This window comes from Pseudophaeobacter sp. EL27 (assembly GCF_900313025.1).
GTDB lineage: Bacteria > Pseudomonadota > Alphaproteobacteria > Rhodobacterales > Rhodobacteraceae > Pseudophaeobacter.
Genome location: NZ_OMPQ01000002.1, coordinates 50,624 through 76,025, shown reverse-complemented (window position 1 = coordinate 76,025; position 25,402 = coordinate 50,624). Strand labels below are relative to the sequence as shown.

Genomic DNA, 25,402 nt, shown 5'->3' with positions numbered 1-25,402 from the left:
TTCCGCACAAATTTGAGGAAACACAAATGAACCAGGAAATCACCAACAACCCGTTCAACCCGTTGACGCCCACAAAGGTCTTTGATGAAATCAAAGTATCCTTGGCGTCACCGGAACGGATCCTGTCTTGGTCCTATGGCGAAATCAAAAAGCCAGAAACCATCAACTACCGGACCTTCAAGCCCGAGCGCGATGGTCTGTTCTGTGCCCGTATCTTTGGCCCGATCAAAGACTACGAATGCCTTTGCGGTAAATATAAGCGCATGAAGTATCGCGGCGTTGTCTGCGAGAAATGTGGTGTTGAAGTTACCCTGCAGAAGGTGCGCCGTGAGCGCATGGGCCATATCGAACTGGCCTCCCCAGTGGCGCATATCTGGTTCCTGAAATCGCTCCCCAGCCGGATCGGTCTCATGCTGGACATGACACTGCGCGATCTGGAGCGGGTTCTGTACTTTGAAAACTACGTTGTTATCGAGCCAGGTCTGACCGATCTGACCTATGGCCAGATGATGAGCGAAGAAGAGTATATGGACGCTCAGGATGCCTATGGCATGGATGCTTTCACCGCCAATATCGGCGCAGAAGCGATCCGCGAAATGCTGGCGGCCATTGATCTGGACTCTGAGGCAGAGCACCTGCGCGCCGAGCTGGCTGAGGCCACCGGTGAGCTGAAGCCCAAGAAGATCATCAAACGTCTGAAAGTTGTCGAATCCTTCCTGGAATCCGGCAACCGCCCAGAGTGGATGATCATGACCGTGATCCCGGTCATCCCACCAGAACTGCGCCCGCTGGTGCCGCTGGATGGTGGCCGTTTTGCGACGTCCGATCTCAACGATCTCTATCGTCGGGTGATCAACCGGAACAACCGTCTGAAGCGTCTGATTGAGCTGCGCGCGCCTGACATCATCGTCCGCAACGAAAAGCGGATGCTGCAGGAATCTGTCGATGCGCTGTTCGACAACGGCCGTCGTGGTCGCGTCATCACTGGTGCCAACAAGCGTCCGCTGAAATCGCTCAGCGACATGCTGAAGGGTAAGCAGGGCCGCTTCCGTCAGAACCTTTTGGGTAAGCGCGTCGACTTCTCCGGTCGTTCGGTCATTGTGACCGGCCCGGAACTCAAGCTGCATCAATGTGGCTTGCCGAAAAAGATGGCCTTGGAACTCTTCAAGCCCTTCATCTACTCGCGTCTGGAGGCCAAAGGTCTGTCCTCCACCGTGAAGCAGGCGAAGAAGCTGGTGGAAAAAGAGCGTCCCGAAGTCTGGGATATCCTGGATGAGGTCATCCGCGAACACCCTGTCATGCTGAACCGTGCGCCAACGCTGCACCGTCTTGGTATCCAAGCGTTTGAACCCACGCTGATCGAAGGCAAGGCTATCCAGCTGCACCCGCTGGTCTGCTCGGCCTTTAACGCTGACTTTGACGGTGACCAGATGGCTGTTCACGTTCCACTGAGCCTTGAGGCCCAGCTGGAAGCGCGTGTTCTGATGATGTCGACCAACAACGTTCTGTCGCCTGCAAACGGCGCACCAATCATCGTTCCTTCGCAGGATATGATCTTGGGTCTCTACTATGTGACCCTGGACCGCGAAGGCATGATCGGTGAAGGCAAGGTCTTTGGCACCATCGAAGAAGTACAGCACGCGCTGGACGCCGGTGAAGTTCACCTGCACTCCCGTGTGACTGCGCGGATTACCCAGATCGACGACGAAGGCAACGAGGTGCTTCAGCGCTTTGAAACCACGCCGGGTCGCGTCATGCTGGGCGCATTGCTGCCAAAGAACGCCAAGGCTCCGTTTGAGCTGGTGAACCGTCTTCTGCGGAAGAAGGAAGTTCAGCAGGTCATCGATACGGTCTATCGTTACTGCGGTCAGAAAGAGTCGGTTATCTTCTGTGATCAGATCATGACCATGGGTTTCCGCGAAGCCTTTAAAGCGGGTATCTCGTTTGGCAAGGACGACATGGTTGTTCCTGAAACCAAATGGCCCATTGTCAATGAGACCCGTGACCTGGTGAAAGACTTTGAACAGCAGTACATGGACGGCCTGATCACTCAGGGCGAAAAGTACAACAAAGTTGTTGATGCCTGGTCCAAGTGTAACGACCGCGTCACCGACGCCATGATGACCACGATTTCGACTTCCAAGCGTCATGACAATGGCTCTGAAGCGGAACCAAACTCGGTCTACATGATGGCGCACTCTGGTGCCCGTGGTTCGGTTACGCAGATGAAACAGCTGGGCGGTATGCGGGGCCTGATGGCCAAGCCGAACGGCGACATCATCGAGACACCGATCATCTCGAACTTTAAGGAAGGCCTGTCGGTTCTGGAGTACTTCAACTCCACCCACGGTGCCCGTAAAGGTCTGTCGGATACGGCTCTGAAAACAGCGAACTCGGGTTATCTGACCCGTCGTCTGGTTGACGTGGCACAGGATTGCATCGTTCGCGATCGTGACTGTGGCACCGAAAACTCGATCACGGCCTCTGCTGCGGTCAACGATGGTGAAGTGGTTGCCAGCCTTGGTGAGCGCATCCTGGGTCGTGTCACTGCCGAAGACGTAAAACGTCCCGGTACCGACGAGATCCTGGCTGTTGCCGGTCAGCTGATCGACGAACGCCTGTCCGACACCATCGAAGAAGCCGGTGTTCAGACCATGCGTATTCGTTCGCCTCTGACCTGTGAGGCCGAAGAAGGCGTCTGCGCCATGTGCTATGGTCGTGACCTTGCACGCGGCACCATGGTCAACACCGGTGAAGCTGTTGGTATTATCGCCGCGCAGTCGATTGGTGAACCTGGTACACAGCTGACGATGCGGACATTCCACATCGGCGGCGTTGCTCAGGGTGGTCAGCAGTCCTTCCAGGAAGCCAGCCATGAAGGCAAGATCGTCTTTGAAAACGAAAACACTCTGAAAAACTCCGATGGAGATGTTCTGATTGTTGGTCGTAACATGAAGATGATCATCCAGGATGAGCACGGTGAAGAACGCGCCAGCCACAAGCTGAGCTATGGTTCCAAACTCTTCGTCAAGGCGGGCCAGCAAATTGCCCGTGGCGACAAGCTGTTTGAATGGGATCCCTATACTCTGCCAATCATCGCCGAAAAATCCGGTACGACAAAATATGTCGACCTGGTTTCGGGTATCGCGGTGCGCGATGAAACCGATGAAGCAACAGGTATGACCCAGAAGATCGTGATTGACTGGCGCGCCGCCCCCAAAGGCAGCGAACTCAAGCCTGAGATCATTCTGGTGGATGCCAATGGCGAGCCCATGCGTCTCGACAATGGCAACCCTGTGACCTACCCGATGTCCGTGGATGCGGTTCTCTCTGTTGAGGACAACGAAGCGGTTCAGGCTGGTGACGTTGTTGCGCGTATTCCGCGTGAAGGCGCCAAGACCAAGGACATTACCGGTGGTCTGCCACGGGTTGCGGAATTGTTTGAGGCCCGTCGTCCCAAGGATCACGCGATCATCGCCGAGCAAGATGGTTACGTGCGCTTTGGCCGCGACTACAAGAACAAGCGTCGCATCGCCATTGATCCTGCGGATGAGTCACAGGATGCCGTCGAATACATGGTGCCCAAGGGCAAGCACATTCCTGTTGCGGAAGGTGACTTTGTCCAGAAGGGTGACTACATCATGGACGGTAACCCAGCGCCGCATGACATTCTGGGCATCATGGGTGTCGAAGCCCTGGCGAACTACATGATTGACGAAGTGCAGGACGTTTATCGCCTGCAGGGTGTGAAGATCAACGATAAGCACATCGAAGTCATCGTGCGCCAGATGCTGCAGAAGTGGGAGATCTCGGACTCGGGTGAAACCACGCTGCTCAAGGGCGAACATGTCGACAAGGCAGAGTTCATCGCAGCCAATGAGAAGGCGATGTCGCGCAACAAACGTCCTGCCAAGGGCGCGCCGATCCTGCTCGGGATCACCAAGGCATCGTTGCAGACACGTTCCTTCATCTCGGCGGCCTCCTTCCAGGAGACCACCCGGGTTCTGACCGAAGCTTCGGTTCAGGGGAAGAAGGACAAACTGGTTGGCCTGAAAGAGAACGTCATTGTTGGTCGCCTGATCCCAGCCGGGACCGGTGGTGCAACCCAGCGCGTTCGTACGATCGCACAGGGTCGCGACAATGTGGTTCTTGAAGCCCGTCGTGAAGAAGCCGAAGCCGCCGCCGCACTGGCAGCGCCTGTGGTCGAAAGCGATCTGGCAGCTGAGACCTTCGACAATCTGGTGGATACACCAGAAAGCCGCGATTGATTTCAGCCGCCCAAGGGCTCTGATTGAAAAGATTGAAACCTCCGCGGTCCGCTGCGGGGGTTTCTTTTTGTGCCAACTGCACCCATAGGCTATCTAACCTCAACGGCGGTGCCCAATGGCAATTTTGCCTAGATGGGCCAAGGGGCAGGGGAACGAATGACGCAGAGCATGAACATGGTGGGGCTGGTGCGCTTTTCGGTGCTGACGCCAACCTATTACTCTGAACGGTTTTCCAGTCTGAAACAAACAGCCCGGCATCTGTTTGATGCGGACCGGATGGAGCTGCGGTTCAGTATCTTTGAAAAGCTCTGCCTGCCGTCATTGGCTCAGCAAACGGATGACAACTTTGACCTGGTTGTGCTGACCGCCAAGGCCATGCCCGAGATCTATCTAAACCGTTTGGGAGATCTTCTGGCGCCCTACGACAATATGCACCTGCGCCCTGTTGGCACCCGCAACCATTATCGCCTGCTGAAGCAGGGCTATGACTCGGTGCCGTCAAATGATGCCAGCCACCGTATCCTTTTCCGGCTGGATGATGACGACGCGGTGGATCTCGATTTTGTCCGCCGTACCCGCCGCTTGGCCACAGGGCTTTTGCCGCTGCAACCTGCTGATAGCTCTTTTGTGATTGCCCATAACCGTGGCTTCTATCTGCGGGCCACGCCAGAAGGGGCAGAGGTGTTTGACGCCATTGAACAGGCGCCATTGTCTGCGGGCACCGCGCTGGTGACACCGGTGGGGAGCGGGGCGAACCCCTATAAGTTCAACCACCGCAAACTGGCGCGCCATTTTAATCTCTACTCGGATATGCAGGTGCCGGCCTATATCCGCACAATCCATGGCGACAACAAATCGGAACCGGCACAGACCGGGCTCACCCGGCAGATGGAACCCGCTGAGATTGACGCAGGTCTGAAGGCCCATTTTGGCCAGAGCTTAGATGCGTTGAAGGCGCTTTAGAACTGATGACAGAAAATCAACGTGGCGCGTTTTTGATGATGGGGGCAATGGCTGCCTTTACCTTCAACGATACCTTGGTCAAGGCTGTGGGCGAAGCCTTGCCCCTATCCCAGATCCTGGTGCTGCGCGGCGCCATGGCCGGACTGTTGATCTATGGGCTTGCCCGCTACCAAGGTAGCCTGCGCTTTCGTCTTGAGCGGCGCGATTGGGGGCTGGTGGCCCTGCGCTGTGTGTCGGAGGCCGGCGCGACCTTTCTGTTTCTCACCGCGTTGATGCGGATGCCGATTGCCAATATCACGGCGGTCTTGCAGATGCTTCCACTCACCGTGACACTGGGGGCGGCACTGCTGTTTCAAGAGGTGGTGGGCTGGCGCCGTATGTTGGCGATCCTGGTTGGGTTTTGTGGCATGTTGCTGATTGTGCGACCAGGGCCGGACGGGTTTGACGTGGCCTCATTTTACGCGCTGGGAGCGGTTGCCTGCGTCACTCTGCGGGATCTTTCAACACGTCGAATGTCAGCGCATGTTCCCTCCATGACTGTGACCCTGATGGCCTCCCTTTCGGTTCTCGTTTTTGGTCTCGCTTACGCGCTGTTTCAGGATTGGGCCCCCGTCTCACCGGGCCAATTTGGTATGCTGGCAGGGGCGGCCTGTTTCATATTGTTTGGCTATCTGTGTTCGGTCATGACCATGCGGGTTGGCGATGTCGCTGTGGTTTCGCCTTTTCGCTACACCGGCTTGCTCTGGGCGCTCGTCCTGGGCTGGCTGGTCTTTGGCGATTGGCCAGACAGCCTCACGCTGATGGGCGGAGCCCTGGTAGTGGCAGCTGGTGTCTTCACCCTGTACCGCGAGCGCCAGCAGGTACGGCGCTAGGTCTTGCGCGCAAAGATCCGGCGCACTTCGTCTTGCCGCAGGGCAAACCGCGCCTCAAAATCGGCAGCGAGCGCGGCATCGATTGGGGTGACCGGGACGGGTTTCACCTTTTTCTGCCGCGAGTCATTGTAGCCATTGTGGCTCCGCACAAACATCGGTGCATCGCTAATGGTAACGGTCGGCATAAAGCGCAGGATCTTTTCGTGGGCAAAGTTCATGATCGTCAGCGGGCAGTTGCCCTGCACAAACATCCCCAACGAGGCGACGTAATAGGGGCGATGAATTTCAGTCGCGGCGATACCATCAGCCCCTAACTCTGCGACATAGCCGCGGTTGAAATCCACGGCCAGAGTTTTGCTTTTCGCCACCAGGCCAGAGCAGTCGTCAAGGGTCTGACGCAGCCGCTCGATGAAATCTACCGAGATGGCATCATCGTCATCATGGCGAAACTGCAGGCAAGGGGTCGTTGGATCGCGCCGCGCCGTATTCAGAATTGCCTTCATCACCTCGCGTTGTTTGCGTGGAGGTTCGGCATGGATAGTGATCTGGGGAATGTCGGCGCAGAGATCGCGCAGCCGCGAGACATGATGGGCTGGCAGGCTGTCACCGATAACCACGATCAGCTCAAAATCCTGATCGGTTTGTTCGCGCAGACAGGGCAGGGCGATGGCCTCCATCAGCTGAAACCGTTCTTCCAAGCGCTCTTCAGCAAAGAGAAAGGCGATGCGCTCTTCTATCGAGCTGTGTTCCACCTGAAAGCCGCCGATGGCGGGGTAGGAAAACCGGCAAAGACCAATAACCTGCATGTGCTACGTCCTGAAAAGCTGTAGGGGATGGATGTCTGCACAACTATGCATGGCAAAGACGGGCACGCAAGCTGCTCTGCCTTGGTGGACTTGATGCGTTGCAGTTGACAAGCCCTGCGACTCCCCATATACGCGCGCCTATCCGGCAGCTCGGGGTCTCCCCTAAAGCCGATATCTATACTGTTGTGGACCAAGGTTTGGGAACTTTTTTCACCTGAACCCTCTGTAAAACCGCCGCGTCGCTTACCTCGGAATGGAAGCGAATGCGGTTTTTACGCTTGCGGTTGCACATGTGTATGAAGACCTAGCCGTATGCTTTTCGAAGCATGCATGACCAAAGTTGCGAAACGGGGAAAGAACCGGAATGCCAACGATCCAACAGCTGATCCGCAAGCCGCGCCAGCCTAAAATCAAACGCTCCAAGTCGATGCACCTGGAGCAGTGCCCGCAGAAACGCGGCGTATGTACTCGTGTTTACACCACCACACCTAAGAAACCGAACTCCGCTATGCGGAAAGTTGCCAAGGTTCGCCTGACCAACGGTTTCGAAGTGATCTCCTACATCCCAGGTGAAAGCCATAACCTTCAGGAGCACTCTGTGGTTCTGATCCGTGGCGGCCGTGTAAAAGATCTTCCCGGTGTCCGTTACCACATCCTGCGCGGTGTTCTGGATACCCAGGGCGTCAAAGACCGTAAACAACGTCGTTCGAAGTACGGCGCCAAGCGTCCTAAGTAAGAAGGAGAGGCTGATATGTCACGTCGTCACGCCGCTGAAAAACGCGAAGTACTGCCAGACGCTAAGTTTGGTGACCGCGTTCTGACCAAATTCATGAACAATCTGATGATCGACGGTAAGAAGTCGGTTGCAGAACGTATCGTCTACAACGCCTTTGATCGCGTTGAAGGCAAAATCAAGCGTGCTCCGGTGGAAGTGTTCCACGAAGCTCTTGATAACATCAAACCTTCGGTCGAAGTTCGCTCCCGCCGTGTGGGTGGTGCGACTTACCAGGTTCCCGTCGAAGTTCGTCCTGAGCGTCGCGAAGCCCTGGCCATCCGCTGGTTGATCACTGCAGCGCGCAAGCGCAATGAGAACACCATGGAAGAGCGCCTTGCAGGCGAGCTGATGGATGCTGTTCAGTCGCGCGGTACTGCTGTCAAGAAACGCGAAGACACCCACAAGATGGCCGAAGCCAACAAAGCCTTCAGCCACTATCGTTGGTAATTTCCAAAGGACATTAGACCAATGGCACGCGAATATACGCTCGAACATTACCGTAACTTCGGTATCATGGCGCACATCGATGCGGGTAAGACCACCTGCTCGGAACGCATCCTGTACTACACCGGCAAATCCCACAACATTGGTGAGGTGCACGACGGTGCAGCCACCATGGACTGGATGGAGCAGGAGCAGGAACGCGGCATCACCATTACTTCGGCTGCGACCACCACTTTCTGGGAACGCACCGAAGATGGCGCCACGGCTGACACGCCCAAGCACCGTCTGAACATCATCGACACCCCCGGCCACGTTGACTTCACCATTGAAGTTGAACGTTCGCTGGCGGTTCTCGATGGTGCTGTCTGTGTTCTGGACGCCAACGCTGGTGTTGAACCCCAGACCGAAACCGTGTGGCGTCAGGCTGACCGCTACAAGGTTCCACGTATGGTTTTTGTCAACAAGATGGACAAAATCGGCGCGGACTTCTTCAACTGCGTTCACATGATCGAAGACCGTACAGGTGCAAATGCTGTTCCTGTTGCCTTCCCAATCGGTGCCGAAACCGAGCTGGAAGGTCAGGTTGATCTGGTCACCATGGAAGAATGGCTGTGGCAGGGTGAAGACCTTGGTGCCTCCTGGATCAAAGCGCCCATCCGTGACAGCTTGAAAGAGCTGGCCGACGAATGGCGTTCCAAAATGGTCGAGGCTGCCGTCGAAATGGACGACGACGCCATGGAAGCCTACCTGGAAGGCGAAGAGCCCGACGTAGAAACCCTGCGCAAACTGCTGCGCAAAGGTACTCTCGAGATGGCCTTTGTTCCTGTTCTTGGTGGTTCTGCCTTCAAAAACAAAGGTGTTCAGCCGCTGCTCAACGCTGTAATCGACTATCTGCCCAGCCCGCTGGACGTTGTCGACTACATGGGCTTCAAACCCGGTGATGAAGACGAAGTTCGTGATATCGCACGCCGTGCGGATGACGACATGGCCTTCTCTGGCCTGGCGTTCAAAATCATGAACGACCCCTTTGTTGGTTCGCTGACCTTCACCCGTATCTACTCCGGTGTCCTGAACAAGGGCGACACACTGCTGAACTCGACCAAAGGTCGTAAAGAGCGTGTTGGCCGGATGATGATGATGCACTCGAATGACCGTGAAGAGATCACGGAAGCATTCGCGGGCGACATTATCGCGCTGGCGGGTCTGAAAGACACCACCACAGGTGATACGCTCTGCGCCACCAGTGAACCGGTTGTTCTGGAAACCATGACCTTCCCCGATCCGGTTATCGAGATCGCGGTTGAGCCCAAGACCAAAGCGGACCAAGAGAAAATGTCTCAGGGTCTGGGTCGTCTGGCAGCTGAAGATCCATCCTTCCGTGTGGAGACCGACATCGAGTCCGGTCAGACCATCATGAAGGGCATGGGCGAACTTCACCTGGACATCCTGGTTGACCGTCTCAAGCGGGAATTCAAGGTTGAAGCCAACATTGGTGCGCCTCAGGTTGCCTACCGTGAGACCATCGGTCACGAAGTTGAACATACCTACACCCACAAGAAACAGTCGGGTGGTTCTGGTCAGTTCGGCGAAGTGAAGATGATCATCTCCCCAACCGAAGCAGGCGAAGGTTACTCCTTCGAATCCCGCATCGTTGGTGGCGCGGTTCCAAAAGAATACATCCCAGGTGTCGAAAAAGGCATCAACTCGGTGATGGATTCTGGCCCGCTTGCTGGCTTCCCAGTGATCGACTTCAAGGTTGCTCTGATCGACGGTAAGTTCCACGATGTGGACTCCAGCGTTCTGGCCTTTGAAATCGCAGCGCGTATGTGTATGCGCGAAGGCATGCGCAAAGCTGGCGCTAAGCTGCTTGAGCCAATCATGAAAGTGGAAGTGATCACGCCGGAAGAATATACCGGTGGTATCATTGGTGATCTGACCTCCCGCCGTGGTCAGGTGTCCGGCCAAGAGCCACGTGGCAACGCGATTGCGATCGACGCAAACGTGCCGCTGGCCAACATGTTTGGTTACATCAACACCCTGCGTTCGATGAGCTCGGGCCGCGCCCAGTTCACCATGCAGTTCTCGCATTACGATCCCGTACCGCAGAACATCTCGGACGAAATCCAGGCAAAATTCGCGTAAGCGACAAGACATTGGAAGGTTCGCAATTGACGCGAGCCTTCCTCAATCACAAAGGAGGCCATCATGGCTAAGGAAAAGTTTGAACGTAATAAGCCGCACGTCAACATCGGCACCATCGGCCACGTTGACCACGGTAAAACCACTCTGACCGCAGCGATCACCAAATACTTTGGTGACTTCAAAGCCTACGACCAGATCGACGGCGCACCAGAAGAAAAAGCCCGCGGCATCACCATCTCGACTGCTCACGTTGAGTATGAAACCGAGACCCGCCACTACGCGCACGTCGACTGCCCCGGCCACGCTGACTATGTGAAAAACATGATCACCGGTGCGGCACAGATGGATGGCGCCATCCTGGTTGTGAACGCAGCTGACGGCCCTATGCCTCAGACCCGTGAGCACATCCTGCTGGGCCGCCAGGTTGGCATCCCCTACATGGTTGTCTTCATGAACAAAGTTGACCAGGTAGACGACGAAGAGCTGCTTGAGCTGGTTGAAATGGAAATCCGTGAGCTGCTGTCCTCTTATGAGTACCCTGGCGACGATATTCCAATCATCGCAGGTTCCGCTCTGGCGGCGATGGAAGGCAACAACCCTGAAATCGGCGAAGAGAAAATCAAAGAGCTGATGAAAGCCGTTGACGAGTATATCCCTACTCCTGCACGTGCCGTTGACCAGCCCTTCCTGATGCCTGTTGAAGACGTGTTCTCGATCTCAGGTCGTGGTACCGTTGTGACCGGCCGTGTTGAGCGTGGCGTGATCAATGTTGGCGACAGCATCGAGATCGTTGGTATCAAAGACACTCAGACCACCACCTGTACTGGTGTTGAAATGTTCCGCAAGCTGCTGGATCGCGGTGAAGCGGGCGACAACATCGGCGCCCTGCTGCGCGGTATCGACCGTGAAGCTGTTGAGCGTGGTCAGGTTCTGTGTGCGCCTAAGTCGGTGAACCCACACACCAAGTTCGAAGCAGAAGCCTATATCCTGACCAAGGATGAAGGTGGCCGTCACACGCCTTTCTTCGCCAACTACCGTCCACAGTTCTACTTCCGGACCACAGACGTCACCGGTACTGTCACTCTGCCCGAGGGCACCGAGATGGTTATGCCAGGCGACAACCTGAAGTTCGACGTTGAGCTGATCGCGCCGATCGCGATGGAAGCTGGTCTGCGCTTTGCGATCCGCGAAGGCGGCCGCACCGTTGGCGCTGGCGTAGTTTCCAAAATCACCGAGTGATTTTGAAACAGTGGTGACAGGGGATCTTCCCCAGTGGGGAAAATCACCGAGAACCACATAGGTGAAAAGATAGAAAGGGCCTCCCTCGGGAGGCCCTTTTTCTGTGCGGGGTAGGGATTTGCGAGGCTCTGCCTCGCGCTCCGGAATATTTGAAGAAAGATGATGGAAGAGGGGGCGGGTTGTCAAAGGCGGCATACCAAGGAGTGACTAGTCTTTCAGTCTCTTCATTTCTGTAGCGGAAGGGCAGCCTTTTCATTTGGCCTAAAATATCCCGGGGGAGCGCTCCTTTCTGGAGCGCGGGGGCAGAGCCCCGGAGGGTTTTAAACTTATCCTGTGGATCATATATGTTTCGCGCGCGAAACGTCTTGCCAGGTCCGCGTATCAAGCGTATAGGGCGCTAGTTCGCTTCGTGCGAATGAAGGCGGGGTGATTCCCGCCTTTTGGGTTCGACGAGGGTAAGCGGTGGTCGCTGCCCCTCCTCTCAACCTTCACGCCTAGATAAAGGCTGACTAATGCAAAGCCAAAATATCCGTATTCGGCTCAAGGCATTTGACTATCGTGTACTGGACGCCAGCACACAAGAGATCGTCAACACTGCCAAGCGGACCGGCGCGACTGTTCGCGGCCCGATCCCACTGCCAAACAAGATCGAGAAATTCACCGTTCTGCGTGGTCCCCACGTTGACAAGAAATCTCGTGACCAGTTCGAGATCCGTACGCACAAGCGTATGCTCGACATCGTTGATCCGACCCCCCAGACCGTGGACGCGCTGATGAAGCTCGACCTGGCCGCTGGTGTGGACGTCGAGATCAAGCTGCAATCTTAAGAACGGAGGGTATAAATAATGCGCTCTGGTATTATTGCAAAAAAAGTCGGCATGACACGTTTGTTCATGGAAGATGGTCAGCAGATCCCTGTGACCGTTCTTCACCTGGACGGGCTGCAGGTCGTGTCTCAGCGTACCGATGACAAGGACGGCTACACAGCTGTTCAGCTCGGTGCGGGTTCCGCAAAGGTTAAGCGCGTCTCCAAGGCGATGCGTGGTCACTTCGCGGCCTCCAAGGTAGAGCCCAAGCGTAAGCTCGTGGAATTCCGCGTGCCTGCTGATGCGCTCATCGAAGTTGGCGCCGAAATCTCGGCCGAGCACTTCCTGGAAGGTCAGAAAGTTGACGTGACCGGCACATCGATCGGTAAAGGTTTTGCCGGTGCGATGAAGCGCTGGAACTTTGGTGGTCTGCGCGCGACACACGGTGTTTCGATTTCGCACCGTTCGCACGGTTCCACCGGCCAGTGTCAGGATCCCGGTAAGGTTTTCAAAGGCAAGAAGATGGCTGGTCACATGGGCGCCGCCCGCGTAACCACTCAGAACCTGGAAGTCGTCAAAACTGACGCCGACCGTGGTCTGGTCTTCATCAAAGGCGCCGTACCTGGTCCAAAATCTGGCTGGGTCACCGTCAAGGATGCCGTGAAGAAGAAAGCTCCTGAAGGTCTTCCCTTCCCAGCCGGTATCAAAGCCGCTGCGAGCGAAGCCCCTGCGGAAGGTGGTGAAGCATGAAACTTGATGTGATGAATCTCGACGGCAGCAAAGCTGGCGACATCGAGCTGAACGCTGACCTCTTTGGTCTGGAGCCACGTGCGGACATTCTGCACCGTGTGGTCCGCTGGCAGCGTAACAACGCACAGGCCGGTACCCACAAGGTAAAGACCCGTTCGGAAGTCAAATACTCGACCAAGAAGATCTATCGTCAGAAAGGCACCGGCGGCGCACGCCACGGCGCACGTTCTGCTCCGATCTTCCGCGGTGGTGGTATCTACAAAGGCCCCGTTGTGCGTTCGCACGGCCACGAGCTGACCAAAAAGTTCCGCAAGCTGGGTCTGCGTCACGCACTCTCCGCGAAGGCAAAAGCCGGCGAACTGGTGGTGATCTCTGACGCTGCTGCCGAAGGCAAAACCGGTGCTCTGGCCAAACAGGTTGCAAACCTGGGCTGGAAACGCGCGCTGGTCATCGACGGTGCCGAAGTAAACGAAGGCTTCCTGAAAGCCTCGCGCAACATTGAAGGTCTGGATATCCTGCCAACAATGGGTGCGAACGTTTACGACATCCTGAAGCGTGACACCCTGGTTATCACCAAGGCTGGTCTCGAAGCACTGGAGGCTCGTTTGAAATGAACGCTAAAGCAGAACACTACGACGTGATCCGCAAGCCGATCATCACCGAGAAAACCACCATGGCATCCGAAAACGGTGCGGTTGTTTTTGAAGTTGCGATCGACAGCAACAAACCCCAGATCAAAGAAGCTGTTGAAAGCCTCTTTGGTGTAAAAGTGAAGGCGGTCAACACCACCATCACCAAGGGTAAGCAAAAGCGGTTCCGCGGCCAGATCGGCCGTCGCAAGGACGTGAAAAAAGCCTATGTGACGCTCGAAGAGGGCAACACAATCGACGTGTCCACCGGACTCTGAGATTAGGCTCTTTTGCACTGATAGAGAGGCCCTCGCGAAAGCGAGGGCTTTTTTTGTTGGGGGGCTAACGAGAGGGTGGCGCCTGACCCTGGGTGGGTGCGAAGCGCCCTCCCGTGGGGAGGGTCGGGCGCTGCCCGGCCTAAGGCCGGTTGGGTTGTTTTGCCTTTAGAAACCTCTGAGATAAGGTTTCTGATGCTTAGATCCCTGGTGCGTTCCTGGCTTTTATCAGAAGAGGGCCAATCAGCTCGCGCGCTCTGGAGGCGCTCGCAATAAAGCTCTCCTCCGCCGAGCCGAGATCCCATAGCATGTACTGCCCATCAAGGCTGACTCTAAGCCGTTGTTGGATTTCCGAGTTTCCAAGCCCCCTTCCTAAGGGGTGGGTTGCTATGGGCACGACACAGCTTTCGTAGATCTCTTCAAGCTGAGGCTCCGTCAAGTGAAGGAGGCCAACGTTGGCAAAGAAGATGGCCTCGTCCAAAATGAAGTCAGCTAAGAAACTCGAAAGCGAGGTCAGAAGGTCTATCCAGTCGTTTTTACTGTCTACTGATGGAACTCTCTGAAGGACCGTTGGGTCCAACACGGGTGTTGCAGTATCATATGCCCATTCCCAAACTTGTTGGTTTTCTACCGCGAATATCGATGCCCCGTTTTTTGAAATAACATTTTGGGGAGGCAAAAGGCGGTTCTGGGTCGCCAATGGGCCGTGATGCCAGGGCGGGGTCCCTTCATGTGCCAGAAACAGCAAACCGAACTCCGTCCAAGCCTGCTTTAGCGGTGGAGGTGCATCAGGTAATTGGGACACGAGGTTGCCGCAATCAAACCATTCCTCCAAGAAGGCTCTGGTTTTGGGAATAGTCGACAGATCAATGGGATCGTGTTGCATGGAATGGCTCTAATCGGTTTGTAAGAGTTTCTGCCAGTTTGGAGTAACCAATCATGCGGGACAACAGGCGCGCTAGACGCGGAAGCAAAATTCTAATCGCCAGGTTTTCAGCAGGACACTTCATATCGGAACATCCACTTGCAGTGAATTCGAACAGGACTGTATTGCCACCTCCTTCCAACCCTGCTACATCCGCCCAATCCTACTGGCCTCAGATTCGTTCTGGGGCCCTACTCTTTGTGGGATACAGATGAGCTGGGGACCTTCGGGGCCCTAAAGACTGGCCACCTTAGTAGTCATTGTCCCATGAGGGCAGGCGGACGGGGGGCTTACACATAGCGGGTCCAAAGACAACAACCTAAGGGTCCGCACGCTAAACGGAAGACAGAAAGCATGGCACTTAAGTCGTATAAGCCGACGACGCCGGGCCAGCGTGGGCTGGTTCTGATCGACCGTTCGGAGCTTTGGAAAGGGCGTCCGGTTAAATCTCTTACAGAGGGTTTGACCAAAAAGGGCGGCCGGAACAACACCGGACGGATTACGATGCGCCGCAAAGGTGGCGGGGCAAAACGCCTCTATCGTATCGTCGATTTCAAACGTAACAAATTCGATATTGCGGCAACCGTTGAACGGATCGAGTATGACCCGAACCGGACCGCGTTTATCGCGCTGATCAAATACGAAGATGGTGAGCAGGCCTATATCCTGGCGCCTCAGCGTCTTGGTGTTGGTGATAAAGTCATTGCTTCGGCAAAGGCAGACATCAAGCCTGGCAACACAATGCCTTTCTCTGGCATGCCGATCGGTACCATCATTCACAACATCGAAATGAAGCCCGGCAAAGGCGGCCAGATCGCCCGTGCAGCCGGTACTTACGCTCAGTTCGTTGGTCGTGACGGTGGCTACGCTCAGATCCGCCTGTCCTCGGGCGAGCTGCGTCTGGTGCGTCAGGAATGCCTGGCAACCGTTGGTGCTGTGTCGAACCCAGACAACTCGAACCAGAACTTTGGTAAAGCGGGCCGCATGCGTCACAAGGGCATCCGCCCTTCGGTACGTGGTGTTGTCATGAACCCGATCGACCACCCACACGGTGGTGGTGAAGGTCGTACCTCTGGTGGTCGTCACCCGGTAACCCCATGGGGTAAGCCGACCAAAGGTAAGCGCACCCGTAACAAAAACAAAGCGTCGCAAAAGCTGATCGTCCGCTCGCGTCACGCCAAGAAGAAGGGGCGTTAATTTATGTCTCGCTCTGTATGGAAAGGTCCCTTTGTCGACAGCTACGTGCTTAAAAAAGCCGAAGCTGCGCGCGAGTCGGGCCGCAATGATGTCATCAAGATTTGGTCTCGTCGTTCCACCATTCTGCCCCAGTTCGTGGGTCTGACTTTTGGTGTGTACAACGGTCACAAACATATTCCCGTAAACGTCTCGGAAGACATGATTGGTCAGAAGTTTGGTGAATATTCGCCAACTCGTACCTATTATGGCCACGCCGCTGACAAAAAAGCGAAGCGGAAGTAAGTCATGGGTAAGGTACAAAATCCCCGCCGCGTGGCAGACAACGAAGCAATGGCGAAAACTCGCATGCTGCGTACCTCCCCGCAAAAGCTGAACCTGGTTGCGCAAATGATCCGCGGCAAGAAAGTCGACAAGGCTCTGGTCGACCTGACTTTCTCGAACAAGCGTGTCGCGCAGGACGTGAAGAAATGCCTTCAGTCCGCGATTGCCAATGCTGAAAACAACCACAATCTGGACGTTGACGAGCTGATCGTTGCGGAAGCTTGGGTTGGCAAGAACATGACCCTCAAGCGTGGTCGTCCACGGGCGCGTGGTCGTTTCGGCAAGATCTTGAAACCGTTCGCTGAGATCACCATCAAGGTGCGTCAAGTTGAGGAGCAAGCCTAATGGGACATAAAGTCAATCCGGTTGGCATGCGCCTGCAGATCAACCGCACCTGGGACAGCCGCTGGTACGCCGACACCAAAGATTTTGGTGATCTGCTGCTGGAAGACATCAAGCTGCGCGATTTCATCAAGGAAGAGTGCAAGCAGGCTGGCATCGCCCGTGTGATCATTGAACGCCCTCACAAGAAATGCCGTGTGACAATCCACACTGCACGTCCTGGCGTGATCATCGGCAAAAAAGGCGCTGACATCGAAGTGCTTCGCAAGAAGCTTGCTGCGATCACCGAGTCGGAACTGCACCTCAACATCGTTGAAGTTCGCAAGCCCGAGCTGGACGCGCAGCTGGTTGGTGAGTCCATTGCTCAGCAGCTGGAACGTCGTGTTTCCTTCCGTCGCGCGATGAAGCGTGCCGTACAGTCTGCCATGCGCATGGGCGCCCTGGGTATCCGGGTGAACGTTGCTGGCCGTCTGGGTGGTGCTGAAATCGCCCGTACCGAATGGTACCGCGAAGGTCGTGTGCCTCTGCACACTCTGCGCGCCGACATCGATTACGCTCACAATGAGGCCATGACACCTTACGGTATCATCGGGATCAAAACCTGGATCTTCAAAGGCGAGATCATGGAACACGATCCTCAGGCACGTGACCGTAAAGCACAGGAACTCCAGGACGGCCCTGCACCTCGTGGTGCTGGTGGCGGTCGTCGCTAAGGAGAGAATAGATGCTTCAACCAAAGCGTACAAAATTCCGCAAGATGCACAAAGGCCGGATCAAGGGCGAAGCCAAAGGCGGCTCTGATCTGAACTTTGGCACCTACGGCCTCAAGGCAACCACACCTGAGCGCGTAACCGCGCGTCAGATCGAAGCTGCCCGTCGTGCCATGACCCGTCACATGAAACGTCAGGGTCGTGTCTGGATCCGTATCTTCCCAGATACCCCAGTGACCTCCAAGCCCGTCGAAGTTCGTATGGGTAAGGGTAAAGGTTCCGTGGATTATTGGGCATGCAAGGTCAAACCTGGCCGCGTGATGTTCGAAATCGACGGCGTCAACGACGACATCGCCCGTGAGGCCCTGCGCCTTGCTGCGATGAAGCTGCCGGTGAAAACCCGCGTAGTGGTTCGCGAAGACTGGTAAGCCCGGTTCTCGCAAACAGTTTGAAGCCCCCGCTGAGCAATCGGCGGGGGTTTTCTTTTTGGGGCAGGTCCTCTTGCTACGAAATAGGCGTGCGGCTGGCGAAGGGTGCACTATCAGGCAGGGCTCCTGTCTCGCATCTTCCTCGAAGCGATGATCTGGCCGTCTGGTCGCCATTGCCCACATTGTGGGAGCCTTAGCTCAACACCAATTCGACGCCGGTCTGCGCGCCCTGGTCTCTATCAGTGCTCGGAGCGGGAATGTCGCCTTCAATTCACTGTCACAACAAGTCTCCTTTGCATGCTACAAAACTGGATCTCCGCGTCTGGATTGCAGCATTCTTTCTGGTTCTGAAGTCCAGCAAAGGAATTTCCTTTGTCGTTATGGCGCGGATCTTGGGAGTGAACCAAAAGACAGCGTGGAAAATGGGCCATGCGATCCGGGAATTGATGGATGACCGCGAGGCTGTTTCCGCAAGGTTGAACGGCGTTGTCGAGGTGGACGAGGCATATGTCGGTGGTGCCCCCAAGTTCAAGAAGGGTGTGCAGAACAAACGAGGCCGGGGCACAGGTAAACCAATGGTGCTGGTTGCAGCGGATCGCAATGGGCAGGCAAAGGCGGCGCTGATCCCGAATGCGCGAGCTGCAACCCTGACGCCAATCATGAAAAACTGGATTGATCCCTCATCGGCCCTCAGGTCCGACAGCAATTTGGCTTACAGGAAGATCGGTCAAAGTTTCGCAGCTCACTACACTGCCAACCATGGCAAACGACAATATTCGTGGTCTTCCAAGGGAGCGCATATCAACACCGTGGAAGCTGTGAACTCTCAAGTGCAGCGCGCATTGATCGGTGTATTTCACCGCCTCGGCCGACAGCATCTTCAAAGATACCTGATCGAAATACTGTGGCGCTGGAACCATTGCCAGCAGGAAGTGAAGATCAGGAACCGGAAAACATCATCTGGCACCAAGGCGACCACATCAACAATCTGGAAACCGAACCCTGTCGTTGAGCAGATGCGGGGATTGCTATGTTGCGCTGTCGGTCGCTAAGTTCGAAGAACACCAGAGTGGGGTTGAGCTGGCCTTAGGATGCCGCCGCAGCCTCTCTATGCTTTAACGACATCTTGTTTTGCGCTGTTCGCTCGCGTTAATAGCATGGTTGTATTTTATGAGGGCTTTTTATGATGCGCGCGGTCATTTTCTCATGCGTCGTGCTGCTCGCCAGTTGTTCCTCAGAAAGCCATCTCAAATTTGTTCTCAAATCCTACCTACCTGACGGGCTTGTCCCGACACTTAGTGAAACCTGCATCAAGTTCATGGGCCCTGCTGTAGGGCTGTTTTCATTGCCTGAAGGCAGTGAGGAAATCATGACACAAGAACTTCTGAAGGGAACCGTTAATGGTAGCTGGTCCCGTGCTCCATCACTTGCTGAATTTGCTCGACGCGACGAAGACCACTTGGGGCCGGGGGTCGGCGCGACAATTCTTGACGGGAAAAAGTGCTTTCTAAAAATCGAAAGCGATGCCCAGGAAATTTTGTTCGGCGATCGAGAGGGCTTCTACTTCCGATCCGACAACAGGGAGGTCGTCATTGTGATCTTTGATCATCCGAGTGGGAATGGGGTTATCTTCGTCCAGGCTCCCTGAATAAACCTCCCAGTTGGAACTGCTTTGTTTGGTGGATAATTGGTTACAATTTTACTAAACCACAGATTGTTTACTGGATCTGCACGCATTGTCTCCAGATTGGCAACAATTTTTGTTTCTATGGAGAAAAGAGTGATGAGGGTACTGCTGCCTGTAACTGTCCTGTCCCTGTTGACAGTGACCGCCTGTGGTGAGGCCGTCTATGACGGCAATGATTTATCGTCGATGTATGGACCGGCGACGAACTACAAAAATCCGGTGGTTCAGCGCCAACGGGTCGATGGGCAACTGCCACAACAGAATGTCTCGGTCAGTGGCAATGCTGCCCATTGGACTGCTGCCAATGGTTGTTCCTATTCGCGTACCCACGATGCTGTGGGCAGGGTGGTCTGGTATCTGGTGCAAAACCCACATCACATCGGTCAGCCCAATGCCCACTCGGGCTGTGCTATCTCTGTGGTTGGGGGTTAGCGGTACTGCGCGGCGGTGATGAATTCACCAAAGGCTTCGCACCAGATGACGACGCTGGTGTAGCGCGTGATATCAACGTCTTTGGGGACGTCCAGAATAAACCCATTGAACATCTGGACGTCGCCGACACGAAGGGCTTCGGATTTGACTGCAAGAAACTGTGCTTCGTCCTCGATGAATTTGGGGGTGAGATACAGTTTGTAGTCGGGGCCCGGGGCTAATTCGCCAATATGGGTGATCCGGTCGGATGACAGGCTGATACTGCCCTCGCCCCAATGCAGGAAATCACTGCCTTTTAGTTCGCGTGAGAATGCGCCTGTGAACTGCGCCTCGCTGGCGGCGTTTTGCAGGCTGGCCGGAGAGGGGCCTTCGGGTGCGGTCAGGATCGGCAGGATGTAGATGCCTAAGCCGACACCAATCGCTAAGGCCAGGCCATGGGTTGCCAGTCGGAAAATCCATTTCATTGATCTGCTCCCGGTTTTCTAACCCGACCCTAGAGTGATGGGGGCAAAGAGGGAATGGCGACAATCAAGCCTCTCGCGCTTTTGTTGGGCTTGGGCTAAACCGCCTGTCATGGCCCAGATAGAATCCCTCTTTGTGACCCGCTTGTACCGCGCTGCCCTGTCCGAATGCGGACCGGTTATTGATGCGCAGGAAATGGAAACCTCTTGCATTGTCATCGCCGAAGATGACGAAGCCGGACAGGATTGGTGCGAGGAGAACGGCTATCCTGGCTATACCTCCTATGCCTCCCTGACGGATCTGCCCTGGCGCTTTCCGGTCTTTGCCGATCTGGTGAAATCGCTGGACGAACATGTGGCCAATTTTGCCAAGGATCTGGAGTTTGATCTCGATGGCCGCAAGCTGGTTCTGGAAGACCTCTGGATCAATATCCTGCCCGAAGGCGGCATGCATTCTTCGCATCTGCATCCCCACTCAGTCATCTCTGGCACCACCTATGTGGCGATGCCCGAAGGCGCCTCGGCGCTGAAACTGGAAGATCCGCGTTCTGGCCGGATGATGGCCGCCCCCACCCGTACTAAGGGCGCGCGCCGCGAGCTGCAGCCCTTTATCTACATGAAGCCTGCTGTGGGGGATGTTCTGCTCTGGGAGAGCTGGCTGCGCCACGAAGTGCCGATGAACATGGCCGAGGATGAGCGTATTTCCGTCAGTTTCAATTATCGCTGGGAGTAGGTTGTCAGCGTCTGGTCTGATTGTGAATGCCCCTTCACCTAGAGGAGCTGCCGGGTATGGAACATCTTCTTCTCGTGCCCCTTCTCTTGGGGTGCCTCGGGGTCTTGGTGCTCCTTTCTTACGCTATCACGAACTACTTCAGACTTGTGGTGTGGCTCCTTAAGTGGAGTCTAATTGTTCAATTGAGCGCACTCGTCGTGTGCCTCCCTGTCTTTGCGATTTTGGCTGTTCTGGAGCTTGAGTTGGGCCTGAACCGAAGCATTTCAGAGCCGATATTTACAGGCGTGTTTGTGGTCGCTTGCGTTTTGGCGGGACTGAATTTTTACAGCAACAAAAGGCAGGGGCGCCGTGCTGAGAGGGCGCGTAAAGAGGAGTGATCAATCAACTATACGTTCTGTTTCGTTCCAGTCCTTTGCGCTGCTTGGTTGTTTTGGTTTGATTGAAGGGTTGAAAGGGCGAGCGCCCGTAAAAGGTTGTCAATTAGGGGTTGCGTGGCTAGGAACTCCAGTAAGTAAGTACTTTGTTTGAAAACGAAAATGGAATTCTACGATGAAGTATAAGCTAATCGCGCTCGCTGCGGCTCTTGCGCTTGTTTCCGCCTGCAATCCCGATCCACAAGCAGCCCACGATCGCCGCCAGATTCTGATGGCTAAGGTGTTCCCAAACCCTTCGGACAGAAAGGGCCTGCATTTGACTTTTCCAGTGTCGTCAAGTCTGGAAGTTATTTATTTTCCTGGGCAGGTTCGCCAGTCTACTGTTGATCGGCGTGTTGCCGGGTATTGTGCGCGTATCAACCACCCTGAAACAAAGATACAGCGGGCGCCTGAGGCGAGTACGTCTACTCTGGCTAATGGAGTGCAGGTCGCTTCCGTTACTGTTTGGTATGACTGCGACTAACCGTTTTCGGAGTTTGAAGGTGCGGCGAGCGGCAAGTTGCGGGCCCGCCAAACCTTTCCCTTGCCCCCACCCCCTATCTCCCCTATAGGAGCACATCGCTTGGGCTAAATCCGCCTTGGATTTGTCCCCTGTGATTCTTTTCTGCACTTTTCAAGTGCGGGTTTTACATAACCCACCAGATAACAAGGTGACCCTCACGGGGCCTTCTGGTGCTTTGGACAAGGAACAAAGGCGATGAACGCCAATGATCTGCGTGACAAGACCGTGGATGAACTCCGCGATGTGCTTGCCAACATGAAAAAAGAGAGCTTCAATCTCCGTTTTCAACAAGCTACCGGTCAGCTGGAAAACACTGCAGGCATCAAAGCGGCACGCCGCAATGCTGCCCGTGTGAAAACCATCCTGAACGAAAAAGCTGCAGCCGCAGCTGCAGAATAAGGAGCCTGACAGATGCCCAAACGTATTCTCACAGGCACCGTGACCAGCGACGCCAACGCCCAGACCGTAACAGTTTCGGTTGAACGCCGCTTCACGCACCCTGTTCTGAAAAAGACCATTCGTAAGTCCAAGAAATATCGGGCGCACGATGAACAGAACGCTTTCAAGGTCGGCGACCAAGTCCGCATCATCGAATGCGCGCCGAAATCGAAAACGAAACGCTGGGAAGTTCTGACCGCTTAAGAGACCGTAAGGTCCCATAAGCGGCAAGCTGACCAGTTTGTCGAAACCCTGGGGGACTACAGCACGCATCGCTGCCCCATAGGTCGGGAGAAACCACATGATCCAGATGCAAACAAACCTGGATGTTGCTGACAACTCCGGCGCTCGCCGAGTTCAGTGCATCAAGGTTCTGGGTGGTTCCAAGCGTAAATACGCATCCGTAGGCGACATCATTGTTGTCTCGGTTAAGGAAGCCATCCCCCGCGGTCGCGTTAAGAAAGGTGATGTCCGTAAGGCCGTCGTCGTTCGCACCGCCAAAGAAGTCCGTCGTGCCGATGGTACCGCGATCCGTTTTGATCGTAACGCCGCCGTCATCCTGAACACCAACAACGAGCCCGTAGGTACACGTATCTTTGGACCAGTTGTTCGTGAGCTGCGCGCCAAGAACTTCATGAAAATCATCTCGCTTGCTCCGGAGGTGCTGTAACAATGGCTGCTAAACTCCGCAAAGGCGACAAGGTTGTCATGCTGTCCGGCAAGGACAAGGGCAAAGAAGGCACCATTGCCTCCGTTGACCCCAAAGCTGGCAAAGCCATCGTTGATGGGCTGAACATGGCAATCCGCCACACCCGTCAGTCGCAGAACGAACAGGGCGGCCGTCTGCCCAAAGCACTGCCAGTCGATCTGTCGAACCTGGCTCTGCTCGACTCCAATGGCAAAGCAACCCGTGTTGGCTTCCGTGAGGAAGACGGCAAGAAAGTGCGCTTCGCCAAAACGACTGGGGAGACTGTCTGATGCTTGATAACGCAACCTACACTCCACGTCTGAAGACTCTCTACAAGGACACCATCTGTGGTACCCTGAAAGAAGAGTTTGGCTACAAGAACGACATGCAGCTGCCAAAGCTGGAAAAAATCGTTCTGAACATTGGCTGCGGCCGGGCTGCTGTTCGTGACAGCAAAAAAGCCAAATCCGCTCAGGCTGATCTGTCGACAATCGCTGGCCAGAAAGCTCTGACCACCATTGCAAAGAACTCCATTGCTGGCTTCCGCGTTCGCGAAGGCATGCCAATGGGCGCAAAGGTGACTCTGCGCGGCGACCGGATGTTCGAATTTCTCGACCGTCTGATCACCATCGCGATGCCCCGTATCCGTGACTTCCGCGGCGTATCGGGCACTTCTTTTGATGGCCGTGGCAACTATGCCATGGGTCTGAAAGAGCATCTCGTGTTCCCAGAAATCGATTTTGATAAAATCGACGAAAACTGGGGCATGGATATCGTGATTGCCACAACCGCGAAAACCGACGCCGAAGCGAAGGCACTGTTGAAAGCTTTCAACATGCCCTTCAATAGCTGAGCGCGGGAAGGATAGTAGAGACATGGCTAAGAAAAGCATGATCGAACGCGAGAAAAAGCGCGAGCGTCTGGTGGCAAAATATGCCGCAAAACGCGCCGAGCTGAAAGAAATCGCGAATGACGAATCCAAGTCGATGGAAGAGCGTTTCAAAGCGCGCCTGACATTGGCCAAACTGCCGCGGAATTCTTCGGCAACTCGTCTTCACAATCGTTGCCAGCTGACTGGTCGTCCTCACGCTTACTACCGTAAGCTGAAGGTCAGCCGGATCGCGCTGCGGGAACTGGGCTCGAATGGCCAGATCCCCGGTATGGTGAAATCGAGCTGGTAAGGGAGAGACAGATATGAACGATCCTATCGGCGATATGCTCACCCGTATCCGTAACTCGCAAATGCGTGGCAAATCCACCGTAAGCTCCCCGGCGTCAAAGCTGCGGGCTTGGGTTCTGGACGTGCTGGCAGACGAGGGTTACATCCGCGGCTACGAGAAATCCACTGATGAACGCGGCCATCCGGCGCTGGAAATCAGCCTCAAGTACTACGATGGCGATCCTGTCATTCGCGAAGTGAAGCGGGTTTCCAAACCTGGCCGTCGCGTTTACATGGGCGTCAATGACATCCCGTCGGTCCGTCAGGGCCTGGGTGTGTCGATTGTCTCCACCCCCAAGGGTGTGATGTCGGACGCAAACGCACGCGCAGCCAATGTTGGCGGCGAAGTGCTCTGCACCGTCTTCTAAGGAGGCCTAATCGATGTCCCGTATTGGTAAAAAATCGGTCGAACTGCCCAGCGGTGTTACCGCTGCTGTGTCCGGCCAGAGCATCGAAGTCAAAGGTCCCAAAGGGACCCGCAGCTTCACTGCAACCGACGATGTCACAATCACTGTTGAAGACAACGCTGTTTCGATCACGCCTCGCGGCATGTCCAAGCGCGCCCGTCAGCAGTGGGGCATGTCCCGCACCATGGTTGCCAACTTGGTAACCGGCGTGACCACCGGCTTTAAGAAAGAGCTGGAGATCCAGGGTGTGGGTTACCGGGCTCAGATGCAGGGGAATACCCTGAAGCTGAACCTCGGTTACAGCCACGATGTCGAGTTTGTCGCTCCGGAAGGTATCACCGTTACCGCGCCGAAGCAGACAGAAATCGTTGTGGAAGGGAACGACCAGCAGCAGGTGGGCGAAGTCGCGGCGAAGATCCGTGATTGGCGCCGTCCCGAGCCCTACAAGGGCAAAGGCATCCGCTACAAAGGTGAGTTCGTCTTCCGCAAAGAAGGCAAGAAGAAGTAAG

32 protein-coding genes and 1 pseudogene are annotated in these 25,402 nt (G+C 55.3%); 30 read left to right on the top strand and 3 right to left on the bottom strand.

From position 1 onward, the window contains the following. Nucleotides 1-26 precede the first annotated feature (26 nt). The 3 genes from rpoC (at nucleotide 27) to ED661_RS00510 (ending at nucleotide 6,103) form a co-directional block, all read left to right on the top strand. Nucleotides 27-4,268, top strand: coding sequence for a DNA-directed RNA polymerase subunit beta' (gene rpoC, locus ED661_RS00520; protein WP_122072008.1), 4,242 nt, complete (start codon nucleotides 27-29; stop codon nucleotides 4,266-4,268). Nucleotides 4,269-4,424: 156 nt separating this feature from the next. Then, nucleotides 4,425-5,231 carry a glycosyltransferase gene (locus tag ED661_RS00515; RefSeq protein ID WP_122072007.1) on the top strand — a complete coding sequence of 269 codons (807 nt, stop codon included), beginning with the start codon at nucleotides 4,425-4,427 and terminating at the stop codon, nucleotides 5,229-5,231. 5 nt (nucleotides 5,232-5,236) lie between these two features. Beyond that, the gene (locus ED661_RS00510; protein WP_122072005.1) at nucleotides 5,237-6,103 is read left to right on the top strand and encodes a DMT family transporter; all 867 of its coding nucleotides are present in this window, start codon (nucleotides 5,237-5,239) and stop codon (nucleotides 6,101-6,103) included. Here ED661_RS00510 and ED661_RS00505 read toward each other — a convergent pair. Beyond that, on the bottom strand, nucleotides 6,100-6,909 hold the full coding sequence (locus ED661_RS00505; protein WP_122072004.1) for a putative rhamnosyl transferase: 810 nt from the start codon (nucleotides 6,907-6,909) through the stop codon (nucleotides 6,100-6,102). The two genes, ED661_RS00510 and ED661_RS00505, sit on opposite strands and share 4 nt — an antisense overlap. A gap of 364 nt (nucleotides 6,910-7,273) precedes the next feature. Here ED661_RS00505 and rpsL point away from each other — a divergent pair, with 364 nt between their 5' ends. The 8 genes from rpsL to ED661_RS00465 all read left to right on the top strand — a co-directional run bounded on the left by rpsL (nucleotide 7,274) and on the right by ED661_RS00465 (nucleotide 13,972). Beyond that, entirely contained in the window at nucleotides 7,274-7,645 is a 372-nt protein-coding gene (gene rpsL, locus ED661_RS00500; protein WP_009810698.1) for a 30S ribosomal protein S12, read from the top strand. 15 nt (nucleotides 7,646-7,660) lie between these two features. Beyond that, nucleotides 7,661-8,131 (top strand): 30S ribosomal protein S7, encoded by a 471-nt coding sequence (rpsG, locus tag ED661_RS00495; RefSeq protein WP_027257337.1) that lies wholly within the window; start codon nucleotides 7,661-7,663, stop codon nucleotides 8,129-8,131. A 21-nt stretch (nucleotides 8,132-8,152) separates the two neighbouring features. After that, nucleotides 8,153-10,270 (top strand): elongation factor G, encoded by a 2,118-nt coding sequence (gene fusA, locus ED661_RS00490; RefSeq protein ID WP_122072002.1) that lies wholly within the window; start codon nucleotides 8,153-8,155, stop codon nucleotides 10,268-10,270. Between the two features lie 63 nt (nucleotides 10,271-10,333). Further along, nucleotides 10,334-11,509: an elongation factor Tu gene (gene tuf, locus ED661_RS00485; RefSeq protein WP_122072001.1), complete on the top strand. Its 1,176-nt coding sequence runs from the start codon at nucleotides 10,334-10,336 to the stop codon at nucleotides 11,507-11,509. A gap of 512 nt (nucleotides 11,510-12,021) precedes the next feature. Continuing rightward, complete coding sequence (gene rpsJ, locus ED661_RS00480) at nucleotides 12,022-12,336, top strand: 30S ribosomal protein S10 (RefSeq protein WP_008207555.1); 315 nt, start codon at nucleotides 12,022-12,024, stop codon at nucleotides 12,334-12,336. An 18-nt stretch (nucleotides 12,337-12,354) separates the two neighbouring features. Further along, nucleotides 12,355-13,065 carry a 50S ribosomal protein L3 gene (gene rplC, locus ED661_RS00475; RefSeq protein ID WP_122072000.1) on the top strand — a complete coding sequence of 237 codons (711 nt, stop codon included), beginning with the start codon at nucleotides 12,355-12,357 and terminating at the stop codon, nucleotides 13,063-13,065. Then, a complete protein-coding gene (gene rplD / locus ED661_RS00470) occupies nucleotides 13,062-13,679 on the top strand; it encodes a 50S ribosomal protein L4 (RefSeq protein WP_009810815.1) in 618 nt (205 codons plus the stop codon). The genes rplC and rplD overlap by 4 nt, the downstream gene beginning before the upstream one ends. Next, nucleotides 13,676-13,972 (top strand): 50S ribosomal protein L23, encoded by a 297-nt coding sequence (locus tag ED661_RS00465; protein WP_009810816.1) that lies wholly within the window; start codon nucleotides 13,676-13,678, stop codon nucleotides 13,970-13,972. Before rplD ends, ED661_RS00465 begins: the two co-directional genes overlap by 4 nt. Before the next feature lie 196 nt (nucleotides 13,973-14,168). Here ED661_RS00465 and ED661_RS00460 read toward each other — a convergent pair whose 3' ends face one another. Next, entirely contained in the window at nucleotides 14,169-14,855 is a 687-nt protein-coding gene (locus tag ED661_RS00460; RefSeq protein WP_122071998.1) for a hypothetical protein, read from the bottom strand. 393 nt (nucleotides 14,856-15,248) lie between these two features. Between ED661_RS00460 and rplB the strand changes: the two genes are divergently transcribed. The 8 genes and pseudogenes from rplB (at nucleotide 15,249) to ED661_RS00420 (ending at nucleotide 20,011) form a co-directional block, all read left to right on the top strand. Further along, nucleotides 15,249-16,091 carry a 50S ribosomal protein L2 gene (gene rplB / locus ED661_RS00455; protein ID WP_122071996.1) on the top strand — a complete coding sequence of 281 codons (843 nt, stop codon included), beginning with the start codon at nucleotides 15,249-15,251 and terminating at the stop codon, nucleotides 16,089-16,091. A gap of 3 nt (nucleotides 16,092-16,094) precedes the next feature. Next, nucleotides 16,095-16,373 (top strand): 30S ribosomal protein S19, encoded by a 279-nt coding sequence (gene rpsS / locus ED661_RS00450; protein WP_122071995.1) that lies wholly within the window; start codon nucleotides 16,095-16,097, stop codon nucleotides 16,371-16,373. A 3-nt stretch (nucleotides 16,374-16,376) separates the two neighbouring features. Further along, a complete protein-coding gene (gene rplV / locus ED661_RS00445; RefSeq protein WP_122071994.1) occupies nucleotides 16,377-16,757 on the top strand; it encodes a 50S ribosomal protein L22 in 381 nt (126 codons plus the stop codon). After that, nucleotides 16,757-17,467, top strand: a complete 711-nt coding sequence (rpsC, locus tag ED661_RS00440; protein ID WP_122071992.1) for a 30S ribosomal protein S3 — start codon at nucleotides 16,757-16,759, stop codon at nucleotides 17,465-17,467. Before rplV ends, rpsC begins: the two co-directional genes overlap by 1 nt. Nucleotides 17,468-17,478: 11 nt before the next feature. After that, the gene (gene rplP, locus ED661_RS00435) at nucleotides 17,479-17,892 is read left to right on the top strand and encodes a 50S ribosomal protein L16 (protein WP_008207541.1); all 414 of its coding nucleotides are present in this window, start codon (nucleotides 17,479-17,481) and stop codon (nucleotides 17,890-17,892) included. Between the two features lie 105 nt (nucleotides 17,893-17,997). Continuing rightward, nucleotides 17,998-18,944 (top strand): annotated as a pseudogene (locus ED661_RS00430) (IS1595 family transposase). Between the two features lie 131 nt (nucleotides 18,945-19,075). After that, nucleotides 19,076-19,540, top strand: a complete 465-nt coding sequence (locus ED661_RS00425; protein ID WP_122071991.1) for a hypothetical protein — start codon at nucleotides 19,076-19,078, stop codon at nucleotides 19,538-19,540. Nucleotides 19,541-19,675: 135 nt separating this feature from the next. After that, nucleotides 19,676-20,011 (top strand): hypothetical protein, encoded by a 336-nt coding sequence (locus ED661_RS00420; RefSeq protein WP_122071989.1) that lies wholly within the window; start codon nucleotides 19,676-19,678, stop codon nucleotides 20,009-20,011. Here the strand turns inward: ED661_RS00420 and ED661_RS00415 are convergent. Beyond that, the gene (locus ED661_RS00415) at nucleotides 20,008-20,475 is read right to left on the bottom strand and encodes a DM13 domain-containing protein (protein ID WP_122071988.1); all 468 of its coding nucleotides are present in this window, start codon (nucleotides 20,473-20,475) and stop codon (nucleotides 20,008-20,010) included. The genes ED661_RS00420 and ED661_RS00415 overlap by 4 nt on opposite strands. A 109-nt stretch (nucleotides 20,476-20,584) precedes the next feature. Here ED661_RS00415 and ED661_RS00410 point away from each other — a divergent pair, with 109 nt between their 5' ends. From ED661_RS00410 to rplF, 11 genes are all read left to right on the top strand, one after another. Continuing rightward, nucleotides 20,585-21,205 (top strand): 2OG-Fe(II) oxygenase family protein, encoded by a 621-nt coding sequence (locus ED661_RS00410; protein ID WP_122071986.1) that lies wholly within the window; start codon nucleotides 20,585-20,587, stop codon nucleotides 21,203-21,205. A gap of 56 nt (nucleotides 21,206-21,261) precedes the next feature. Further along, nucleotides 21,262-21,582, top strand: coding sequence for a hypothetical protein (locus ED661_RS00405; RefSeq protein ID WP_162929988.1), 321 nt, complete (start codon nucleotides 21,262-21,264; stop codon nucleotides 21,580-21,582). 172 nt (nucleotides 21,583-21,754) lie between these two features. Further along, on the top strand, nucleotides 21,755-22,102 hold the full coding sequence (locus ED661_RS21775; RefSeq protein WP_162929987.1) for a hypothetical protein: 348 nt from the start codon (nucleotides 21,755-21,757) through the stop codon (nucleotides 22,100-22,102). A gap of 234 nt (nucleotides 22,103-22,336) precedes the next feature. Continuing rightward, a complete protein-coding gene (gene rpmC / locus ED661_RS00400; protein ID WP_009810825.1) occupies nucleotides 22,337-22,540 on the top strand; it encodes a 50S ribosomal protein L29 in 204 nt (67 codons plus the stop codon). 12 nt (nucleotides 22,541-22,552) lie between these two features. Continuing rightward, nucleotides 22,553-22,783: a 30S ribosomal protein S17 gene (gene rpsQ / locus ED661_RS00395; protein WP_009810826.1), complete on the top strand. Its 231-nt coding sequence runs from the start codon at nucleotides 22,553-22,555 to the stop codon at nucleotides 22,781-22,783. Nucleotides 22,784-22,880: 97 nt separating this feature from the next. Further along, nucleotides 22,881-23,249: a 50S ribosomal protein L14 gene (gene rplN, locus ED661_RS00390; RefSeq protein WP_009810828.1), complete on the top strand. Its 369-nt coding sequence runs from the start codon at nucleotides 22,881-22,883 to the stop codon at nucleotides 23,247-23,249. Nucleotides 23,250-23,251: 2 nt separating this feature from the next. Next, nucleotides 23,252-23,557, top strand: a complete 306-nt coding sequence (rplX, locus tag ED661_RS00385; protein WP_122071983.1) for a 50S ribosomal protein L24 — start codon at nucleotides 23,252-23,254, stop codon at nucleotides 23,555-23,557. Further along, nucleotides 23,557-24,120: a 50S ribosomal protein L5 gene (rplE, locus tag ED661_RS00380; protein ID WP_122071982.1), complete on the top strand. Its 564-nt coding sequence runs from the start codon at nucleotides 23,557-23,559 to the stop codon at nucleotides 24,118-24,120. Before rplX ends, rplE begins: the two co-directional genes overlap by 1 nt. A gap of 22 nt (nucleotides 24,121-24,142) precedes the next feature. Then, complete coding sequence (gene rpsN / locus ED661_RS00375; RefSeq protein WP_054463230.1) at nucleotides 24,143-24,448, top strand: 30S ribosomal protein S14; 306 nt, start codon at nucleotides 24,143-24,145, stop codon at nucleotides 24,446-24,448. A gap of 13 nt (nucleotides 24,449-24,461) precedes the next feature. Beyond that, nucleotides 24,462-24,854: a 30S ribosomal protein S8 gene (rpsH, locus tag ED661_RS00370; protein WP_122071980.1), complete on the top strand. Its 393-nt coding sequence runs from the start codon at nucleotides 24,462-24,464 to the stop codon at nucleotides 24,852-24,854. 13 nt (nucleotides 24,855-24,867) lie between these two features. Further along, nucleotides 24,868-25,401 (top strand): 50S ribosomal protein L6, encoded by a 534-nt coding sequence (gene rplF / locus ED661_RS00365; protein WP_122071979.1) that lies wholly within the window; start codon nucleotides 24,868-24,870, stop codon nucleotides 25,399-25,401. Nucleotide 25,402: the final 1 nt, after the last annotated feature.

Bases quoted from the DNA above. Each gene is read 5' to 3' on its own strand.
- rplN (WP_009810828.1), top strand. From the start codon at position 22,881: ATGATCCAGATGCAAACAAACCTGGATGTTGCTGACAACTCCGGCGCT.
- ED661_RS00405 (WP_162929988.1), top strand. From the start codon at position 21,262: ATGGAACATCTTCTTCTCGTGCCCCTTCTCTTGGGGTGCCTCGGGGTC.
- ED661_RS00420 (WP_122071989.1), top strand. From the start codon at position 19,676: ATGAGGGTACTGCTGCCTGTAACTGTCCTGTCCCTGTTGACAGTGACC.
- rpsG (WP_027257337.1), top strand. From the start codon at position 7,661: ATGTCACGTCGTCACGCCGCTGAAAAACGCGAAGTACTGCCAGACGCT.
- rpsH (WP_122071980.1), top strand. From the start codon at position 24,462: ATGAACGATCCTATCGGCGATATGCTCACCCGTATCCGTAACTCGCAA.
- ED661_RS00415 (WP_122071988.1), bottom strand. From the start codon at position 20,475: ATGAAATGGATTTTCCGACTGGCAACCCATGGCCTGGCCTTAGCGATT.
- rpmC (WP_009810825.1), top strand. From the start codon at position 22,337: ATGAACGCCAATGATCTGCGTGACAAGACCGTGGATGAACTCCGCGAT.
- rpsN (WP_054463230.1), top strand. From the start codon at position 24,143: ATGGCTAAGAAAAGCATGATCGAACGCGAGAAAAAGCGCGAGCGTCTG.
- rplD (WP_009810815.1), top strand. From the start codon at position 13,062: ATGAAACTTGATGTGATGAATCTCGACGGCAGCAAAGCTGGCGACATC.
- rpsJ (WP_008207555.1), top strand. From the start codon at position 12,022: ATGCAAAGCCAAAATATCCGTATTCGGCTCAAGGCATTTGACTATCGT.
- rpsS (WP_122071995.1), top strand. From the start codon at position 16,095: ATGTCTCGCTCTGTATGGAAAGGTCCCTTTGTCGACAGCTACGTGCTT.
- ED661_RS00510 (WP_122072005.1), top strand. From the start codon at position 5,237: ATGACAGAAAATCAACGTGGCGCGTTTTTGATGATGGGGGCAATGGCT.
- rplV (WP_122071994.1), top strand. From the start codon at position 16,377: ATGGGTAAGGTACAAAATCCCCGCCGCGTGGCAGACAACGAAGCAATG.
- rplP (WP_008207541.1), top strand. From the start codon at position 17,479: ATGCTTCAACCAAAGCGTACAAAATTCCGCAAGATGCACAAAGGCCGG.
- rpoC (WP_122072008.1), top strand. From the start codon at position 27: ATGAACCAGGAAATCACCAACAACCCGTTCAACCCGTTGACGCCCACA.
- ED661_RS00410 (WP_122071986.1), top strand. From the start codon at position 20,585: ATGGCCCAGATAGAATCCCTCTTTGTGACCCGCTTGTACCGCGCTGCC.
- ED661_RS00505 (WP_122072004.1), bottom strand. From the start codon at position 6,909: ATGCAGGTTATTGGTCTTTGCCGGTTTTCCTACCCCGCCATCGGCGGC.
- tuf (WP_122072001.1), top strand. From the start codon at position 10,334: ATGGCTAAGGAAAAGTTTGAACGTAATAAGCCGCACGTCAACATCGGC.
- rplB (WP_122071996.1), top strand. From the start codon at position 15,249: ATGGCACTTAAGTCGTATAAGCCGACGACGCCGGGCCAGCGTGGGCTG.
- rpsC (WP_122071992.1), top strand. From the start codon at position 16,757: ATGGGACATAAAGTCAATCCGGTTGGCATGCGCCTGCAGATCAACCGC.
- rplE (WP_122071982.1), top strand. From the start codon at position 23,557: ATGCTTGATAACGCAACCTACACTCCACGTCTGAAGACTCTCTACAAG.
- ED661_RS21775 (WP_162929987.1), top strand. From the start codon at position 21,755: ATGAAGTATAAGCTAATCGCGCTCGCTGCGGCTCTTGCGCTTGTTTCC.
- ED661_RS00425 (WP_122071991.1), top strand. From the start codon at position 19,076: ATGATGCGCGCGGTCATTTTCTCATGCGTCGTGCTGCTCGCCAGTTGT.
- rplF (WP_122071979.1), top strand. From the start codon at position 24,868: ATGTCCCGTATTGGTAAAAAATCGGTCGAACTGCCCAGCGGTGTTACC.
- rplX (WP_122071983.1), top strand. From the start codon at position 23,252: ATGGCTGCTAAACTCCGCAAAGGCGACAAGGTTGTCATGCTGTCCGGC.
- ED661_RS00465 (WP_009810816.1), top strand. From the start codon at position 13,676: ATGAACGCTAAAGCAGAACACTACGACGTGATCCGCAAGCCGATCATC.
- rpsL (WP_009810698.1), top strand. From the start codon at position 7,274: ATGCCAACGATCCAACAGCTGATCCGCAAGCCGCGCCAGCCTAAAATC.
- fusA (WP_122072002.1), top strand. From the start codon at position 8,153: ATGGCACGCGAATATACGCTCGAACATTACCGTAACTTCGGTATCATG.
- ED661_RS00460 (WP_122071998.1), bottom strand. From the start codon at position 14,855: ATGCAACACGATCCCATTGATCTGTCGACTATTCCCAAAACCAGAGCC.
- rplC (WP_122072000.1), top strand. From the start codon at position 12,355: ATGCGCTCTGGTATTATTGCAAAAAAAGTCGGCATGACACGTTTGTTC.
- rpsQ (WP_009810826.1), top strand. From the start codon at position 22,553: ATGCCCAAACGTATTCTCACAGGCACCGTGACCAGCGACGCCAACGCC.
- ED661_RS00515 (WP_122072007.1), top strand. From the start codon at position 4,425: ATGACGCAGAGCATGAACATGGTGGGGCTGGTGCGCTTTTCGGTGCTG.